This is a genomic window from Xanthobacter lutulentifluminis (genome assembly GCF_043194675.2).
Lineage (GTDB): Bacteria > Pseudomonadota > Alphaproteobacteria > Rhizobiales > Xanthobacteraceae > Xanthobacter.
In genome coordinates this window covers 1661139-1679788 of record NZ_CM195525.1, presented here as the reverse complement: position 1 = coordinate 1679788, position 18650 = coordinate 1661139, and the positions used below count along the sequence as shown (strand labels likewise).

The 18650-nt window shown below is 67.1% G+C and carries 11 protein-coding genes and 1 tRNA gene; 9 read left to right on the top strand and 3 right to left on the bottom strand.

What is annotated here, in order from left to right; translation table 11 throughout:
- Positions 1-223: 223 nt before the first annotated feature.
- Entirely contained in the window at positions 224-4300 is a 4077-nt protein-coding gene (gene rpoB, locus V5F49_RS07535) for a DNA-directed RNA polymerase subunit beta (protein WP_394117968.1), read from the top strand.
- Between the two features lie 110 nt (positions 4301-4410).
- Entirely contained in the window at positions 4411-8595 is a 4185-nt protein-coding gene (rpoC, locus tag V5F49_RS07530) for a DNA-directed RNA polymerase subunit beta' (RefSeq protein ID WP_394117969.1), read from the top strand.
- A gap of 218 nt (positions 8596-8813) precedes the next feature.
- Here rpoC and V5F49_RS07525 read toward each other — a convergent pair whose 3' ends face one another.
- Positions 8814-9713: a LysR substrate-binding domain-containing protein gene (locus V5F49_RS07525; RefSeq protein ID WP_394117970.1), complete on the bottom strand. Its 900-nt coding sequence runs from the start codon at positions 9711-9713 to the stop codon at positions 8814-8816.
- A gap of 350 nt (positions 9714-10063) precedes the next feature.
- Here V5F49_RS07525 and V5F49_RS07520 point away from each other — a divergent pair, with 350 nt between their 5' ends.
- The 7 genes from V5F49_RS07520 (at position 10064) to V5F49_RS07490 (ending at position 17665) form a co-directional block, all read left to right on the top strand.
- Complete coding sequence (locus V5F49_RS07520; protein WP_509210760.1) at positions 10064-11272, top strand: ABC transporter substrate-binding protein; 1209 nt, start codon at positions 10064-10066, stop codon at positions 11270-11272.
- A gap of 4 nt (positions 11273-11276) precedes the next feature.
- Positions 11277-11798, top strand: coding sequence for a carboxymuconolactone decarboxylase family protein (locus tag V5F49_RS07515; protein WP_394117972.1), 522 nt, complete (start codon positions 11277-11279; stop codon positions 11796-11798).
- 5 nt (positions 11799-11803) lie between these two features.
- Positions 11804-12673, top strand: a complete 870-nt coding sequence (locus V5F49_RS07510; RefSeq protein WP_394117973.1) for an NAD(P)-dependent oxidoreductase — start codon at positions 11804-11806, stop codon at positions 12671-12673.
- Positions 12674-12698: 25 nt separating this feature from the next.
- Positions 12699-13928, top strand: a complete 1230-nt coding sequence (locus V5F49_RS07505) for an iron-containing alcohol dehydrogenase family protein (protein ID WP_394117974.1) — start codon at positions 12699-12701, stop codon at positions 13926-13928.
- 115 nt (positions 13929-14043) lie between these two features.
- Entirely contained in the window at positions 14044-15513 is a 1470-nt protein-coding gene (locus V5F49_RS07500; protein WP_394117975.1) for an NAD-dependent succinate-semialdehyde dehydrogenase, read from the top strand.
- Between the two features lie 210 nt (positions 15514-15723).
- Positions 15724-16836: an NAD(P)/FAD-dependent oxidoreductase gene (locus V5F49_RS07495; protein WP_394117976.1), complete on the top strand. Its 1113-nt coding sequence runs from the start codon at positions 15724-15726 to the stop codon at positions 16834-16836.
- Between the two features lie 64 nt (positions 16837-16900).
- The gene (locus V5F49_RS07490; protein WP_394117977.1) at positions 16901-17665 is read left to right on the top strand and encodes an HpcH/HpaI aldolase family protein; all 765 of its coding nucleotides are present in this window, start codon (positions 16901-16903) and stop codon (positions 17663-17665) included.
- Between the two features lie 99 nt (positions 17666-17764).
- On the opposite strand, the gene V5F49_RS07485 is transcribed toward V5F49_RS07490, so the two are convergent.
- Positions 17765-17841 (bottom strand) — tRNA-Met (locus V5F49_RS07485).
- A gap of 127 nt (positions 17842-17968) precedes the next feature.
- Entirely contained in the window at positions 17969-18613 is a 645-nt protein-coding gene (locus V5F49_RS07480) for a class I SAM-dependent methyltransferase (RefSeq protein ID WP_394117978.1), read from the bottom strand.
- Positions 18614-18650 lie beyond the last annotated feature (37 nt).

Here is an 18650-nt window from a genome sequence, read left to right as displayed (position 1 = left end):
GCCGGTGCGCGAGGAGAGACGGTTCTCCCGGCAGCCTATCAGGTCGCAAGGCCCGAGGCTGCCGGGAGAGCCGTCATGGTGCTGAAAGGGGATGGCGTTTTCGCCCCCAACCCTAAAGGCGCCGATGGCATGGAAAGGTTCCGGTGCCGGCGCGGCGAGCCCCGCCCTCCTGACGGAGGCAAGGGGCGCCGGCCCGACAGGACCAGGACGGACGAGGATCGAGATGGCGCAAACGTTCACCGGTCGGAAGCGGATCCGCAAGTTCTTCGGCAAGATCAAGGAAGTGGCCGAGATGCCGAACCTCATCGAGGTTCAGAAGGCGTCCTACGACCAGTTCCTCCAGATCGAGGAGCCCAAGGGCGGACGCGACGACGACGGCCTGCAGGCGGTGTTCAAGTCGGTCTTCCCGATCTCCGACTTCTCCGGCGCCGCCATGCTGGAGTTCGTGCGCTACGAGTTCGAGCCGCCGAAGTATGACGTGGACGAGTGCCGCCAGCGCGGCATGACGTTTGCCGCGCCGCTCAAGGTGACGCTGCGCCTGATCGTGTTCGATGTGGATCCCGATACCGGCGCCAAGTCGGTGAAGGACATCAAGGAGCAGGACGTCTACACCGGCGACATCCCGCTCATGACCATGAACGGCACGTTCATCGTGAACGGCACCGAGCGCGTCATCGTCTCCCAGATGCACCGCTCGCCGGGCGTGTTCTTCGACCACGACAAGGGCAAGACCCATTCCTCGGGCAAGCTCCTGTTCGCCGCGCGCATCATCCCGTATCGCGGGTCCTGGCTCGACATCGAGTTCGACGCCAAGGACATCGTCTATGCGCGCATCGACCGGCGCCGCAAGATCCCGGTGACGAGCCTGCTCTATGCGTTGGGCCTCGATTCCGAGGAGATCCTCTCGACCTTCTACGAGACCATTCCCTTCGAGCGCGCGAAGGACGGCTGGCGCATGCCGTTCGATCCCAAGCGGATGAAGGGCTACAAGGCCGTCTCCGACATGATCGACGCCGACACCGGCGAGGTCGTGCTCGAGGCCGGCAAGAAGCTGACCGTGCGGGCCGCCCGCCAGCTGGCCGAGAAGGGCCTGAAGTTCCTCAAGGTCTCCGACGAGGAGATGGTCGGCCAGTACATCGCCGAGGACCTCGTGGACGCCGCCACCGGCGAGATCCACGTCGAGGCCGGCGACGAGATCACCGAGAAGACGCTGAAGCTGCTCGAGGAAGCGGGATACAACGAGATCCCGGTGCTCGACATCGACCACGTCAACACCGGCGCCTACATCCGCAACACGCTCTCGGCCGACAAGAACGTGACCCGCGAGGACGCGCTCTTCGACATCTACCGCGTGATGCGTCCGGGCGAGCCGCCGACGCTCGACAGCGCGCAGGCCATGTTCCACTCGCTGTTCTTCGATCCGGAGCGCTACGACCTCTCCGCGGTCGGCCGCGTGAAGATGAACATGCGCCTCGACCTCGACTGCCCCGACACCGTGCGCGTGCTGCGCCGCGAGGACATCCTCTCGGTCATCAAGACGCTGGTGGAGCTGCGCGACGGCAAGGGCGAGATCGACGACATCGATCACCTGGGCAACCGCCGCGTCCGCTCGGTCGGCGAGCTCATGGAGAACCAGTACCGCGTCGGCCTGCTGCGCATGGAGCGCGCCATCAAGGAGCGCATGTCCTCGGTGGACATCGACACCGTGATGCCGCAGGACCTCATCAACGCCAAGCCGGTGGCGGCGGCGGTGCGCGAGTTCTTCGGCTCGTCCCAGCTCTCGCAGTTCATGGACCAGACCAACCCGCTCTCCGAGATCACGCACAAGCGGCGTCTCTCGGCGCTTGGCCCGGGCGGTCTGACCCGCGAGCGCGCCGGCTTCGAGGTGCGCGACGTGCACCCGACCCACTACGGCCGCATCTGCCCGATCGAGACGCCGGAAGGCCCGAACATCGGCCTCATCAACTCGCTGGCGACCTTCGCCCGCGTGAACAAGTACGGCTTCATCGAGGCGCCCTACCGCCGCGTGGTGGATTCGAAGGTCACCGACGAGGTGGTCTATCTCTCCGCCATGGAGGAGGGGAAGTATTACGTCGCGCAGGCGAACATCCCGCTCGACAAGGACGGCCGCTTCGAGGAAGACCTCATCATCTGCCGCCACGCCGGCGACGTGTTGATGGTCGCCCCCGACCGCGTGGACTTCATGGACGTGTCGCCGAAGCAGCTCGTTTCGGTCGCCGCGGCGCTCATCCCGTTCCTTGAGAACGACGACGCCAACCGCGCGCTCATGGGCTCCAACATGCAGCGCCAGGCGGTGCCGCTGGTGCGCTCGCAGGCGCCGCTGGTGGGCACCGGCATGGAGGCCGTGGTGGCCCGCGATTCCGGCGCCGCCATCGCCGCCCGCCGCACCGGCGTGATCGATCAGGTGGATGCCACCCGTATCGTCATCCGCGCCACGGAGGAGAACGACCCCTCCAAGTCGGGCGTCGACATCTACCGGCTGATGAAGTTCCAGCGCTCCAACCAGTCCACCTGCATCAACCAGCGTCCGCTGGTGCGCGTGGGTGACGCGGTGAAGAAGGGCGACATCATCGCCGACGGTCCCTCCACCGAGCTCGGCGAGCTGGCGCTCGGCCGGAACGTGCTGGTCGCGTTCATGCCGTGGAACGGCTACAACTTCGAGGACTCCATCCTGCTCTCGGAGAACATCGTCAAGGAAGACGTGTTCACCTCGATCCACATCGAGGAATTCGAGTGCATGGCCCGCGACACCAAGCTCGGGCCGGAGGAAATCACCCGCGACATTCCCAACGTCTCGGAAGAGGCGCTGAAGAATCTCGACGAGGCCGGCATCGTCTACATCGGCGCCGAGGTCCGCGCGGGCGACATCCTGGTGGGCAAGATCACGCCGAAGGGCGAGAGCCCGATGACGCCGGAGGAAAAGCTCCTGCGCGCCATCTTCGGCGAGAAGGCCGCCGACGTGCGCGACACGTCCCTGCGCCTGCCCCCCGGCACCACCGGCACCATCGTCGAGGTGCGCGTGTTCAACCGCCATGGCGTGGACAAGGACGAGCGCGCCCTGGCCATCGAGCGCGAGGAGATCGAGCGTCTCGCCAAGGACCGTGACGACGAGCAGGCGATCCTCGATCGCAACGTCTACGGCCGCCTGACCGAGATCCTCGACGGCAAGGTCGCCATCGCCGGGCCCAAGGGCTTCCGGAAGGAGACCCAGGTCACCCGCGAGATCCTCACCGAGTATCCGCGCTCGCAGTGGTGGCTGTTCGCGGTCGCCGACGACGCCATCATGGCCGAGCTGGAGGCGATCCGCGCCCAGTACGACGACTCCAAGAAGCGCCTCGAGCAGCGCTTCCTCGACAAGGTCGAGAAGCTGCAGCGCGGCGACGAGCTGCCCCCCGGCGTGATGAAGATGGTCAAGGTCTTCGTCGCGGTGAAGCGCAAGATCCAGCCCGGCGACAAGATGGCCGGCCGCCACGGCAACAAGGGCGTGGTCTCGCGCATCGTGCCGGTGGAGGACATGCCGTTCCTCGAGGACGGCACCAACGTGGACATCGTGCTGAACCCGCTGGGCGTGCCCTCGCGCATGAACGTCGGGCAGATCCTGGAGACGCATCTCGGCTGGGCCTGCGCGGGCCTCGGCCGGCAGGTGGCCGCCGCGGCGGAAGCCTATTATGCGCGCCAGGACCTGAAGCCCCTGCGCGAGCGGCTGGAGACCATCTACGGCAAGGACGAGATCGAGCAGCTCAAGGACACCGAGCTGCCCGAGCTCGGCGAGAACCTGCGCAAGGGCGTGCCGATGGCCACTCCGGTGTTCGACGGCGCCCACGAGGCGGACATCGAGCACGAGCTGGAGCGGGCGGGGCTCGATCCCTCCGGCCAGTCGACGCTGTATGACGGGCGCACCGGCGAGCCGTTCGATCGTAAGGTGACCGTGGGCTACATCTACATGCTGAAGCTCCACCACCTGGTCGACGACAAGATCCACGCCCGCTCCATCGGCCCCTACTCGCTCGTGACCCAGCAGCCGCTGGGCGGCAAGGCGCAGTTCGGCGGCCAGCGCTTCGGCGAAATGGAGGTGTGGGCGCTGGAAGCGTACGGCGCCGCCTACACGCTGCAGGAGATGCTGACCGTGAAGTCGGACGACGTGGCCGGCCGCACCAAGGTCTACGAGGCCATCGTGCGCGGCGAGGACACGTTCGAGAGCGGCATTCCGGAGAGCTTCAACGTGCTCGTGAAGGAAATGCGCTCGCTCGGCCTGAACGTCGACCTCGAGAACACCTGACGGGTGCGCGGCCCACGCGGCCGCCCCGTCCTCCGCCTCGCGCGGACAGCCTGACCGGCGTTCGGCCGGTCAGGATCGAATAAAGGCCCACTTCGTCTGGGAGCCAGCTTATGAACCAGGAAGTCCTGAACGTCTTCAATCCGACCGTTCCGGCCCCCACCTTCAATCAGATCCGCATCTCCATCGCGAGCCCGGATAAGATCAAGTCCTGGTCCTACGGCGAGATCAAGAAGCCGGAGACCATCAACTACCGCACGTTCAAGCCCGAGCGTGACGGCCTGTTCTGCGCGCGCATCTTCGGTCCCATCAAGGACTACGAGTGCCTGTGCGGCAAGTACAAGCGGATGAAGTACAAGGGCATCATCTGCGAGAAGTGCGGCGTCGAGGTCACCCTCTCGCGCGTGCGGCGCGAGCGCATGGGCCACATCGAGCTTGCTGCCCCGGTGGCGCACATCTGGTTCCTGAAGTCGCTGCCGAGCCGCATCGGCCTGCTGCTCGACATGACGCTCAAGGACCTCGAGCGCATCCTGTACTTCGAGTATTTCGTGGTGACCGAGCCGGGCATCACCAAGCTCAAGTACCGTCAGCTCCTCTCCGAGGACGAGTACCTGCGCGCCCAGGACGAGTATGGCGAGAGCGCCTTCACCGCCATGATCGGCGCCGAGGCCATCCGCGAGATCCTGCGCGGCATGGACCTCGACAAGATCGCCGCCGACCTGCGCGTCGAGATCTCCGAGGCCACCACCGAGCTCAAGCCCAAGAAGCTCGCGAAGCGCCTCAAGATCGTCGAGGCCTTCCAGCAGTCCGGCAACAAGCCGGAGTGGATGATCCTCACCCACGTGCCGGTGATCCCGCCAGACCTGCGCCCGCTCGTCCCCCTCGACGGCGGCCGGTTCGCGACCTCCGACCTGAACGACCTGTACCGCCGCGTCATCAACCGCAACAACCGCCTCAAGCGGCTGATCGAGTTGCGTGCGCCGGACATCATCATCCGCAACGAGAAGCGCATGCTTCAGGAGGCGGTTGACGCGCTGTTCGACAACGGCCGCCGCGGCCGCGTCATCACCGGCGCCAACAAGCGTCCCCTCAAGTCGCTCGCCGACATGCTCAAGGGCAAGCAGGGCCGCTTCCGCCAGAACCTGCTCGGCAAGCGCGTGGACTATTCCGGCCGCTCGGTGATCGTGGTGGGTCCGGAGCTGAAGTTGCACCAGTGCGGCCTGCCCAAGAAGATGGCGCTGGAGCTGTTCAAGCCGTTCATCTACTCGCGCCTCGACGCCAAGGGCCACTCGGCCACGGTGAAGCAGGCCAAGAAGCTGGTGGAGAAGGAGCGTCCCGAGGTGTGGGACATCCTCGACGAGGTGATCCGCGAGCACCCGGTGATGCTGAACCGCGCGCCGACGCTCCACCGCCTCGGCATCCAGGCGTTCGAGCCGGTGCTGATCGAGGGCAAGGCGATCCAACTGCACCCGCTCGTCTGCTCGGCGTTCAACGCCGACTTCGACGGTGACCAGATGGCCGTCCACGTGCCGCTCTCGCTGGAAGCCCAGCTGGAAGCGCGCGTGCTGATGATGTCCACCAACAACATCCTGCACCCGGCGAACGGCCAGCCCATCATCGTGCCGTCGCAGGACATCGTGCTCGGCCTCTACTATCTCTCGATCATGCGCGAGAAGGAGCCCGGCGAGGGCATGCTCTTCGCCAACATGGCCGAGATCGACCACGCGCTGAACGCCAAGGCGATCACGCTGCACACCAAGATCAAGGGCCGCTACATCGGCCTCGGCGCCGACGGCAAGGAATACTCCAAGATCTATGAGACCACGCCCGGTCGCATGAAGATCGGCGAGCTGCTGCCGAAGGATCCGAAGCTGTCCTACGACGTCGTCAACAAGCTGATGACGAAGAAGGAAATCTCCAACATGATCGATGCCGTCTACCGGCACTGCGGTCAGAAGGAGAGCGTGATCTTCTGCGACCGCATCATGGCGCTCGGCTTCTACAACGCGTTCCGCGCCGGCATCTCGTTCGGCAAGGACGACATGGTGGTGCCGAAGAAGAAGTGGGACCTGGTGGAGGAGACCCGCGCCCTCACCAAGGAATACGAGCAGCAGTACAACGACGGCCTCATCACCCAGGGCGAGAAGTACAACAAGGTCGTTGACGCCTGGGGCAAGTGCACGGACCGCATCGCCGACGAGATGATGAAGGAAATCTCGTCCGTGAAGCGGGACCCGAAGACCGGCCGCGAGAAGCAGATCAACTCGATCTACATGATGAGCCACTCCGGAGCGCGTGGGTCGCCGGCCCAGATGAAGCAGCTCGCCGGCATGCGCGGCCTCATGGCCAAGCCGTCGGGCGAGATCATCGAGAGCCCGATCATCTCGAACTTCAAGGAAGGCCTGACCGTGATGGAGTACTTCAACTCCACCCACGGCGCGCGAAAGGGCCTTGCCGACACCGCTCTGAAGACCGCGAACTCGGGTTACCTCACCCGCCGCCTCGTGGACGTGGCGCAGGATTCCATCATCACCGAGCGCGACTGCGGCTCGGACAAGGGAATCCACATGCGCGCCATCGTCGACGCGGGCCAGATCGTGGCCTCGCTCGCCTCGCGCGTCCTCGGCCGCACGGCTGCCGAGGACGTGGTGGAGCCGGCGACCGGCACCGTCATCGTGCCCCGCGGCACGATGATCGAGGAGCCGCACATCGAGCGCATCAACAAGTCGGGCATCCAGGAGATCAAGATCCGGTCGGTGCTGACCTGCGAGACGCGCAACGGCGTGTGCGCCACCTGCTACGGGCGCGATCTCGCCCGCGGCACGCCGGTCAACATGGGCGAGGCGGTGGGCGTCATCGCCGCCCAGTCCATCGGCGAGCCGGGCACCCAGCTCACCATGCGCACCTTCCATATCGGCGGCGCGGCGACCCTCGCCGACTCGTCGTTCGTGGAAAGCAACTTCGAGGGCACGGTCCGCATCCGCAACCGCAACGTGGCGCGGAACTCGGACGGCGACCTCGTGGTCATGGGCCGCAACCTCGCGGTGGTCATTGTCGACCTCGACGGCACCGAGCGCGCGGTGAACCGCGTGCAGTACGGCGCCCGCCTCAAGGTGGACGAGGGCGACACCATCAAGCGCGGCCAGCGCATCGCCGAGTGGGACCCCTACACCCGTCCGATCCTCACCGAGGTGGACGGCACGGTGGCCTTCGAGGACCTGGTGGAAGGCGCGTCCATGAACGAGACGGTCGACGAATCGACCGGCATCGCCAAGCGCGTCGTGACCGACAGCCGCGCCGGTCGCGGACCGGAGCTGCGCCCGGCCATCCTCATCAAGGGGAAGGACGGCAAGGTCTCCAAGCTGCCGCGCGGCGGCGACGCCCGCTATCCGCTCCCGGTGGAGGCGATCATCTCGGTCGACCCGAACCAGAGCCTGAAGGCCGGCGACGCGGTGGCCCGCGTGCCCATGGAAAGCGCCAAGACCCGCGACATCACGGGCGGCCTGCCGCGCGTGGCGGAGCTGTTCGAGGCGCGTCGTCCCAAGGACGCGGCCATCATCGCGGAGATCTCCGGCACCATCCGGTTCGGCCGCGACTACAAGAACAAGCGCCGGCTCTCCATCGAGCCGAGCGACGGTTCGGATCCGGTCGAGTACCTGATCCCCAAGGGCAAGCACATCCATCTCCAGGACGGCGACGTGGTGGAGAAGGGCGACTTCATCGTCGACGGCAACCCGGCGCCGCACGACATCCTGGCGATCAAGGGCGTGGAAGAGCTTGCGGCCTTCCTCGTGAACGAGATCCAGGAGGTCTACCGGCTCCAGGGCGTGAACATCAATGACAAGCACATTGAGGTGATCGTCCGGAACATGCTGCAGAAGGTGGAGATCGACGACGCCGGCGAGACCGACTTCCTCGACGGCGAGCAGGTGGACCGGCTCGAGTTCCTCGAGGCGAACGAGAAGGCGGCGGAAGAGGCGAAGAAGCCCGCCACCGGCCATCCCGTGCTGCTCGGCATCACCAAGGCGTCGCTGCAGACCCGCTCCTTCTTCTCGGCGGCCTCGTTCCAGGAGACGACCCGCGTCCTCACGGAAGCGGCGGTCAACGGCAAGATCGATCCGCTCGAAGGCCTGAAGGAGAACGTCATCGTCGGCCGCCTCATCCCGGCCGGCACCGGCGCCCAGATGAACCGCCTGCGGACCATCGCGACCAACCGCGACGACCTCATCGTCGCCACCCGCGACGAGCAGACCGAGGGCCAGCCGCTGGTGCAGGGCCCGGCCGACGCGGCGGAGTGATCCGCCGGCGTGTGACGCCGCGATAAAGGGAAAAGGCCGCCTCCGGGCGGCCTTTTCTGTTTCGGAGCCGGGTTGGAGGCTGGTCCATCGCGGCGGGGGCGGCGGGCTCGGAGAGGGACGGCCGTCTGGCGTCGCGCGCGCACAGCGGTCATGCAGCGCGTTCGTGTGCATGGCGCGGGTGGCTCCACGACGGAGGCCAAGGCCACCTAGACCGCACTTCATGCCGAGCAGGCGGTCGACGACTTTTCCTTCAGCAACGCGGTGAAGTTGCGCGTGGTCCGGGAGGGGCGGTCCAGGCGGGATCGAACGATGCTCAGGGTCAGGGGGATCGGCTCCTTCAGCTGACGGACGCTGATCCCCAACCATCCGCCGTCTCCGACGGAAAACTGGTCGACGATGGCGATGCCGACGCCCGCGCGCACCAGCGCGCAGGCCTGCTCGGCACGCAGGATGTCCACCTTCACCCGCCACTCGACACCCGCCCGCTGGAAGGCTCCCGACACCATCTGGCCGAATGGAATGGATCGGCTGTAGAGGACAAGCGGATAGGCGGCGACCTCGGCCAGGCTGACCTCGCGCTTCTGCTCCAACGCATGGCCTTCCGGCATGATGCAGACCATGCGCCCTTCGGCGAACGGCTCCACCACGAGGTTGGGATGGTCCACCGGCAGCACGGAGACCGCGACATCGGCCTGCCTGCTGAGCAGCTCGTGCGCCATGTGGCTCGTGAGCGTGGTGCGGAAGCGCAGGTGGACGCCGGGGTATTGCTCCAGGAACCGGGCGACGATCGGCGGCATGTAGTTGATTGCAAGGCTGGGGCTGGAGCAAAGGTCCAGCGTGCCGCTCGAGCGCAGCGTGAGATCGCGGGCAAGCTCGTCGATGCGCACCGCTTCCTCGTAGAGCCGGTCCACCTCGCGAAACAGCAGTTCCGCCTCGTGAGTCGGCTTGAGCTTGCCGCGAGCCCGCTCGAACAACTGAAGCCCCAGGCTCTGCTCGGTGTAGGCGATGAGGCGGCTCACGGCCGGCTGCGAGATGAAAAGCAGCTTTGCGGCTCCATTCATGGAGCCCGTGAGCATCACGGCACGGAACGCCTCCATCTGCCTCAGCTTGAAGCGCATGCTTGCCCTATAACATAACATTATATGATGGACCGACATTCGCATTATGCCCACCACCTGGAGAGCCGTAAAGTCGCGCTGCAGACGGGCTCTGCGACGGGCGCATCGCGGCGTAGGGCAAGGTTATTTCGTTGAAGTTTCCTACAGTAATGCATGAGGTCGCGCCTCGCGCACGAGCCTGCGGATGGCCGGGCAAGCGAACATATAAGAAAAAAGCATCTGTTGGTGCAGGAGGAGGGTCTGCCAAAGAACGGACCCGCTGACCGTGGTCAGAACAACATGAATTCAAGGGAGGAGTTCAGGTGAATTCACGCGAAACGCGCAAGCGGACAAGAGACTGGCGTGGCGCCGTGCTGGCACTGGGAGGCATCATCGCGCTTCAGGCGCCGGCCTTTGCCCAAAGCGGTGCGGCACCGCAGGCGCAGCCGCTGAAAATCGGCGTGATGTCGGACATGGCCGGCCCCTACGCCGATTTCGCCGGCACAGGGTCGCTTGTCGCGGCGCAGATGGCGGTCGAGGCGTTCGGAGGGAAGGTTCTGGGCCGGCCCATCGAGATCGTGAAGGGCGATCACCAGAACAAGGCCGACGTCGGGTCGTCGCTCGCGCGGAAATGGTTCGACGTGGAAGGCGTCGAGATGATCACGGACGTGCCCAATTCGGCCGTCGCGCTCGCCGTGCAAGGCATCGGCAAGGAGAAGGACCGCATCGTGCTCAACACGTCCGCGGTCAGTCCCCAGCTGACGGGCGCCGCCTGCTCGCCGACCGGTGCCCATTGGGTCTCCGACAGCTACGCGCTGGCGAACGGCCTGACCAAGGCCGTGCTCGCCCAGGGCGGGAAGACCTGGTTCTACCTCGTCGTCGACTATGAGGGCGGGTACGCCCAGGAGCGGGAGTCCGTTCCGGTGGTGGAAAGCTCCGGAGGCAAGGTGCTCGGTCGGGTGCGCCACCCCCTCAATACGACCGACTTCGGCTCCTTCCTGTTGCAGGCCCAGACCTCGAAGGCCGAGGTGGTCGCCCTCACCAACGCCGGCAACGATACGATCAACGCGATCAAGCAGGCGGCCGAGTTCGGCATCGCGCAGGGTGGCCAGCGTCTCGTCGGCATGTTCGTGAACATCACCGACATCCATTCCCTCGGCCTCCCCGTGGCCCAGGGACTCACCCTGATGGAGGGCTTCTACTGGGATCGCGACGACCAGTCCCGCGCCTTCAGCCAGGAGTTCATGAAGCGTCACGGCAAGATGCCGACGCAATACCAGGCCGGCGTCTATTCCGCCGTGTCCCATTACTTGAAGTCCGTCGCCGCCGCCGGCACCGTCGCCGCCGCTCCGGTGATGGAGAAGATGCGGGCGCTCCCCGTCACCGACGCCTTCGCCCGCAACGGCCGGCTGCGCGAGGATGGCCGCATGGTGCACGACATGTACCTCGTGGAGGTCAAGAAGCCGGGGGACTCCAAGGGGCCCTGGGATCTCTACAGGATCCTCGCCACCATTCCGGGCGATCAGGCGTTCCGCCCGCTCGATCAGGGCATGTGCCCTCTGGTGAAGAAGCCCGGCTGACACCGTGATCGCTTCGATGCGCCAGCGCCGGAGAGGGCCGTTCGGCTACCTCCGGCGCGTGGCGGAGGAACGGCTGCACCAAGTGGCGCCGAAGGCAGACGACAAGACACATGCGGAGACAATGATGGACATGGAGATGTACGAGGCCGGCCTTGCGGCCCGCAAGCGCGTCCTCACCGAGCCCTACGTCGAGAAGGCGCTCCAGTCGGCCGACAAGTTCACGCAGGAATTCCAGACATTCATCACCACGTATTGCTGGGGCGAAGTCTGGACAAAGACTGTCCTCACCGACAAGCAGCGCAGCATGAACAATCTGTGCATGACGGCGGCCCTCAATAAATGGGCCGAGTTCGAGCTCCACTTCCGCGGCGCCATGCGCAACGGGCTGAGCCTCGCCGAGCTCCGGGATGTGCTTTTGCAGATCACGGTCTATTGCGGCGTCCCTTGCGGAGTGGAGGCTTTCCGCCATGCGCGCAACGTGCTGACCGCAGACGGCATCGACCCCGACAAGGAGGGAAGCCTTTGAGCGACATGGTCATCGGCTTCATCGGCCTCGGCGACATGGGCGGCCCCATGGCGGGACATATAGCGGCGAGCGGCGCGACGCTGGTGGCGTACGATGCCGCGCCGACGCGGGAGGCGCCGCCCGGCGCCAGACGTGCCGGCAGCGTGGCGGAGGTCGCCCAGTCCGCGGATGTGATCTTCCTGTCCCTGCCCGACGGATCGGTGTCCAGGGCCGTGGCGGAGCAGATCGTCACCGCGGCCGGGCGCCGGGCCACGGCAGTTGTGGAGCTCTCCACCATCGGTCCGGCAGCCGCGCGCCTGCTGGATCTCCAGCTGGCGGAGCACGGACTTGCATTCGTTGATTCTCCGGTGAGCGGCGGACGGACGGGCGCCATCAGGGGAACGATCGCGGTCATGTGGAGCGGCCCGGCCGCTTTGCTGGAGCGCCTGCGCAGCGTGGTGGAGTCGTTCTCCGGATCGGTGTTCCTCGTCGGGCCGACGCCCGGTCAGGGCCAAGCCCTGAAGCTGCTCAACAATTTTCTTTCCGCGACCGCCATGGTGGCGACCTCGGAGGCAATGCTGTTCGGGCGCCGCTATGGTCTCGACATGGGCACCATGCTGGACGTGGTGAATGTTTCGACGGGCCGCAATACGGCGACCAGCGACAAGTTTCCGAACCGCATCCTGACCGAAACCTACGACGCCGGGTTTCGCATGGCGCTCATGGCCAAGGACGTGGCGCTTTACCTCGACGAAGTGAAGAAGGCGGGAACGGTCTGCGGCGTCGGAGAGCGGGTGGCCGCCTGCTGGAAGCAGGCCTTGGGGGCCTTTCCCGACGGGGACTTCACGGAAATCTACAAGGTCCTCGCCGAGACGAAGACCTTGGAGCGCGCCTGACGGGCGGCTGGGAGAATAGATCGCGATGATGCTCACGGAAACCGAGATCGACCGCCTGCTGGCGACCGCACCGCAGCCGCTGCGGCAGGTGCGCCCCTTCCTCACGGCCGGGCTGACGGCGCCCGGCAGCTTTCTGGTCGGCCTCGGTGCCGTCCGACAGGTCGGCGCGGTCGCTGCCGCGCTGACGCAGGGCCGGCGTGCCGTCCTCGTCAGCGACCATGTGATCGCGGGAACGGGGGCGGTCGCCGTCGTGGAGGGGCGACTGGCGGATGCCGGCTTTCGTGTCTCGACCTTCCTCGATGTCGAGCCCGAACCGCATCTCGCGACCATCGAGCGCGTGGAGATGCTCGCCCTCACGCAGGGGGCGGACGTGGTCATCGGCCTCGGGGGCGGCTCGGTGATGGACGTGGCCAAGATCGCTGCGATTGCGATCGGCTCCGGCCATTCGGCTGCGTCCCATCTGGGCGCGCCCCAGGCGACGCCGCGTGCCGGGCGCCTGCCGCTGGTTCTGCTGCCCACCACGTCGGGCACCGGCAGCGAGGTCAGCATCTTCGCGGTCGCGACGATGGACGGCCGGAAGCGCTCCCTCGTCGGACCGGAGCTTGTGCCGCACGCTGCGATCCTCGATCCGCTGCTGACGCTCTCGATGCCTGCGAAAGTCACGGCGGCGACCGGCCTCGATGCGCTGACGCACGCGACCGAGGCGGTGATGCATGCGGCCGCGACACCGCTCAACGAGGTTCTGTCGACCGGCGCGATCGCGACCATCATGCGCGCGCTGCCCGCCGCCGTAAAAGACGGTTTCGATCTCGATGCGCGCTATGCCATGGCCGTCGCCTCAAGCCTCGCGATGATGAGCTTCAACCTGTCCGGGGGCCTTTGGGCGCACAGCGTGTCGTATGTCCTGACCAGCCATCACAAGATGCCCCATGGCCTGGGGTGCGCGCTCGCGCTGCCTTGTCTCGTCGATTTCAATGCGTCAGCGATATCGGCCGTCCTGGATCGCCTGTCGCCGGTGTTCGGCGGCGCTCCCAGCGCGCGCATCCGTCATCTGCTGGAGGCGGTCGATGTCCCGCCCGGCCTTGCCAGCCACGGCGTCGGGGAAGCGGAGCTTCCGATCCTCGCCGACGAGATGCTCGCGCTCTACCCGCGCGCCGCCAATCCGGTGTCGATGGATTACGACGCAGCCCTTGTCTTCTGGCAGAAGATGCACGCGGGCGGATCGGGCGGCAATGCCTGCAAGCACCGTGCATAAGGCCGGGTGCGATAATCGACACTCTTCGGATTAATGGCTAGATACTGCCAGTCGTGAGCCGCCCCGGCGCGGCGCCAGGCCGCCGCAACAGAAATCGGGCTCCAAGGAGGCTGCCGTGACTTCCCTCGCATCCAACGGCGCGACGCGCGACGCCTATCCCGACGTTCAGCTCCATATCGCCGGCGTGTGGCGCGATGCCGAAGGCGGCCGCCGCATCCCGGTGGTCAATCCGGCCACCGAGGAGCAGATCGGCTCCGTCGCACACTGCTCCCGCGCCGATCTGGACGAGGCGCTCGCCGCCACCGAGCGGGGTTTTGAGATCTGGAGCAAGGTCTCCGCCTTCGACCGCTCCAAGCTCATGCGCAAGGCCGCGGACCTGTTGCGCGAGCGCGCCGATTCCATCGCCCGCCTCATGACCCTTGAGCAGGGCAAGCCGCTGGTCGAGGCCCGGATGGAGACGCTGGCGGCGGCCGATGTCATCGACTGGTTCGCCGAGGAGGCGCGTCGCGCCTACGGGCGGGTCGTTCCTGCCCGTGCGCCCGGCGTGTACCAGCTCGTCATCAAGGAGCCGGTGGGACCGGTGGCGGCCTTCACGCCCTGGAACTTCCCCATCAACCAGGTGGTGCGCAAGCTTTCCGGCGCGCTGGCGGCCGGCTGCTCCATCATCGTCAAGGCGCCCGAGGAGACCCCTGCCTCACCGGCCGAGCTGATCCGCGCCTTCGTGGACGCGGGCGTGCCCGAGGGCGTCATCGGCCTCGTCTACGGTGTTCCGGCGGACGTGAGCGCGTATCTCATTCCGCACCCGGTCATCCGCAAGATCACCTTCACCGGCTCCACCCCCGTGGGCAAGCAGCTGGCGGCGCTGGCCGGCGCGCACATGAAGCGGGCGACCATGGAGCTCGGCGGCCACTCGCCGGTCATCGTGTTCGACGATGCCGATGTGAAGGCTGCGGCCAGGCAGATCGCCACCGCCAAGTTCCGCAACGCCGGACAGGTGTGCGTGTCCCCCACGCGCTACCTGATTCAGGAAAGGGTGTACGAGGAATTCGTGGATGCGTTCGTCACCGTCGCCAAGGCGGTGAAGGTGGGCAACGGCCTCGACGCCGGGACCACCATGGGGCCGCTCGCCAACGAGCGCCGCATCCCTGCCATGGAAGCGCTGATCGCCGACGCTCGCCAGAAGGGCGCGGACGTCGCCACGGGCGGGGCCCGCATCGGCAACAAGGGCTACTTCTTCGAGCCGACCGTGGTCACCGGCGTGACCCGCGAGATGCGGATGATGAACGAGGAGCCGTTCGGCCCCCTGGCCATGATGCTGCCCTTCGCGGACTTCGACGAGGCCGTCGCGGAGGCGAACCGCCTGCCGTACGGCCTTGCCTCCTACGCCTACACGCGCTCGGCGAAGACCGCGAATGCCGTGGCCTCGCAGGTTCAGGCCGGCATGATGACCATCAACCACCTGGGCCTTGCCCTGCCGGAAGTCCCGTTCGGCGGCATCAAGGATTCGGGCTATGGGTCGGAAGGCGGCTCCGAGGCGATCGAGGCCTATCTGAACCCCAAGTTCGTTTCCCAGGCGGGGGTCTAGGTCGCGAGCCCAAAAGCTCTGAGCCATAGGCGGGTTGATGCGCGGCCCGGATGAGGGGCGCGCTTCGGCGTGCGCGGTCTCTCGCGCGCGGCTGTGCCTGAGGCGGCGAAAGGCGCCGTCGGGCGGCGGGGGAAAAGTGGTGCTGCGGCTGACGCGCGTGCGCGGCCAGCATGTTAAGCAAGGTCGAGCGCCGAATCGGGAGCCGCCTTCATGCCCGTCTCGCCCCCCCGTCCGCCGTTCGAGGAGACCGAGATCGCCATTGTCGGCGCAGGCATCGTCGGCCTGTCGGTGGCCCACGTCCTTGCCCGCCTTGGCATCCATGTGCGTTGCTTCGATGCCGGCGCTGCGGGCGGTGCCCAGTCCGCTGGCGGATCGCGCATCATGCGCGCGGCCTATAGCGACCCGCGCATGCTGTGGCTGGCCCGCAAGGCCAGCAAGGGCTGGGCGCTGTGGGAGGAGGAGGCCGGCCGCACCCTCATCGAGCGCACCGGCTCCTTCCTCATCGTCTCCGAGGCCGAGGCGGAACTGAAGCGCCTCGCCGGCCTCGACCTGAGGGTCCGCTTCGTCTCGCAGGCCGAGCAGGAAGAGCTTCTGCCGGTGCATCGGCCCTGGTCGAGGCCGGTGATCCTGGAGGAGGAGGCGGGCACCATCCGCGCCCGCGACAGCATCGAATGGCTCGCCGGCACCCTCGGCGATGCGCTGCACGAGCACACTCCCGTGCTGGGCCTGACCCAGCGGTCGGGGCACGTGCTCGTCTCCACCCGCAGCACCATCTGGCGCGCGCGGCGCGTTCTGGTGGCGGCGGGAATGCAGACGCCGGTGCTCTCCGGCGCCATGGGGGTCAAGGTGCCGCAGGTCTACAGCGTCCACCAGCGCCTGCTCTTTCCCATGACCGGGGATCTGGCGTCCCGGCCCATGGTGTCTTTCCGCGACAAGAGCGACCACCGCCACGGCGTGCTCTACACCTACGGCCTCCCGGCGCTGCACGACGGCCTGTTCGCCGTGGGGCTGGAGCCGAGCGACACCGACCGCAGCGGCGGCGGCCATCCGGACCAGGTGATCGAGCATACGCTGGCGCTGGCGGCGGAGACGCTGCCGGGCCTCGACACCGCGCGCTTCACCATCGAGAGCTGCGTCTCCACCTCGCTGGAGCATCCCGACGACGGCGCGCCGTGGGAATCCGAGCGGCTTGAGGTGGTGCGTCGCGGCGCGGTGGATTTCTTCGCCGGCGGCCACCTGTTCAAGTTCGCCCCGGCGCTGGGGGAAATGCTGGCCGGCGTGGTGCTGGGCGGCGATGTGCCCGATATGCTCTGGCCGCAGTGAGGGAGCGCCTGCGCGCGCCCGGCGCAACAACAGCCGCGCAGGCGGCGCACCCCGAGGAGACCCCATGCCGCTTCCCGCCAATGCCTTCAAGCGCGCGATCCACGCGGGCCGTCAGCAGATCGGCTTCTGGTGCGCCATCCCCTCCAGCTACACCACGGAGATCCTGGCCGGCGCCGGCTTCGACTGGCTGGTGCTGGACACGGAGCATTCGCCCAACGAGCTGCCGAACGTCCACGCGCAGCTCCAGTCGGTCACCGGCGGCACCGCCCATCCGGTGGTGCGCGTGCCGTGGAACGATCCGGTCACGCTGAAGCGCTTCCTGGACGTGGGGGTGCAGACCTTCCTCATCCCCATGGTGGAGAACGCGGAAGAGGCGCGGGCGGCGGTGGCGGCCACGCGCTATCCGCCGGACGGCGTCCGCGGCTTCGCCGTCGCCTCCCGTGCCACCGGGTTCGGGCGGTACACCGATTATTTCGAGCGCTACGAGCAGGAATTGTGCGTGCTGGTGCAGGTGGAGACGGCGGAAGCGCTGGCGCGGGTGGAGGAGATCGCCGCCGTGCCGGGCGTGGACGGCGTGTTCATCGGCCCCGGCGACCTCTCCGCTTCCATGGGGCTCCTGAACCAGTCGGCGCACCCGCGCGTGGTGGAGGCCATCGAGGACGGGCTGAGGCGCATCGCCGCCGCCGGCAACCGGCCGGGCATCCTCGCCGGCGATCCGGCGCTGGTGAAGCGCTACATGGCCGCCGGATCGGTGTTCACCGCCGTGGGGGTGGATGCCGCCGTCTTCACCCGCACGGTGGATGGCATCGCCCGCCAGTTCCGCGCGTGAGGCGCGGGGCTACTGCGGCGCGCGGCGTCCATCGCTGCGCACCGGCACTGTCCCGCAGGACGGGCTGATCCGGGCAAGGGCAAAAGGGATGCGGGAGGGTGGTAGCAGCGGGCGGACTTGAACCGCCGACCTCCGGGTTATGAATCCGGCGCTCTCACCAACTGAGCTACGCTGCCACGTCCATCGACGTGATGTCGAGAGACGGGCTTATAGGGGCGGCCGGTCGCGGGTGTCAAGAAAGCGCGGGCGGCGCGGGGCATCGCACGGGCGGATTTCCACCGCCCGCGCCGGGCGCCGCAGCCGTCAGCGCGCAGCCTTCTTGATGCGCACCAGCTTGAAGAAGCCGACCGGGAACACCGGGGCGATCTCGATCACCTTCATGTCGGGATAGCGGGCGGCCCAGTTCTTCAGGCGGCTGGCCTTGAAGGCGATGCTCCAGCCGATCTTCTTCACCAGCGGGGCGAGCGCCGCCTCCACATGCATGGTGGCGCCCTCGTCGGCGCCCAGCTTGGAGGCGACGACGATCTCCCCGCCGGGCTTGAGCACGCGGTACATCTCGTCCAGCGCGCCTTCCGGATCCGGCACCAAAGTGATGACGAACGGCACGGTGATGGCGTCGAAGCTCTCGTCCGCGAAGCCGAGGTTGCAGGCGTCCATGGCGGCCAGCAGGCCCACCTGGGAGAGGCCGCGCGAGACCTTCTTGTCCACCGCCTTCTGCAGCATGTGGAACGACAGGTCGATGCCCGTCACCTGCGCGTTGGGCGGGTAATAGGGCAGCACGAGGCCGGTGCCGACACCCACCTCCAGAATCTGCGGCCCGCAGGCGGCGGCGGCGCGGGCGGCCTTGCGCTGCGCGTCGGCGAGCAGCTTCACGTAGACCTTGTCGTAGATGGGCGCCCACTTGGCATAGGCCCGCTTCTGCCCTTCAAGATCGTACTGAACCGACATCGTCCGTCTCCCGGCCTCCGGCCGCATCTTTCCCCCG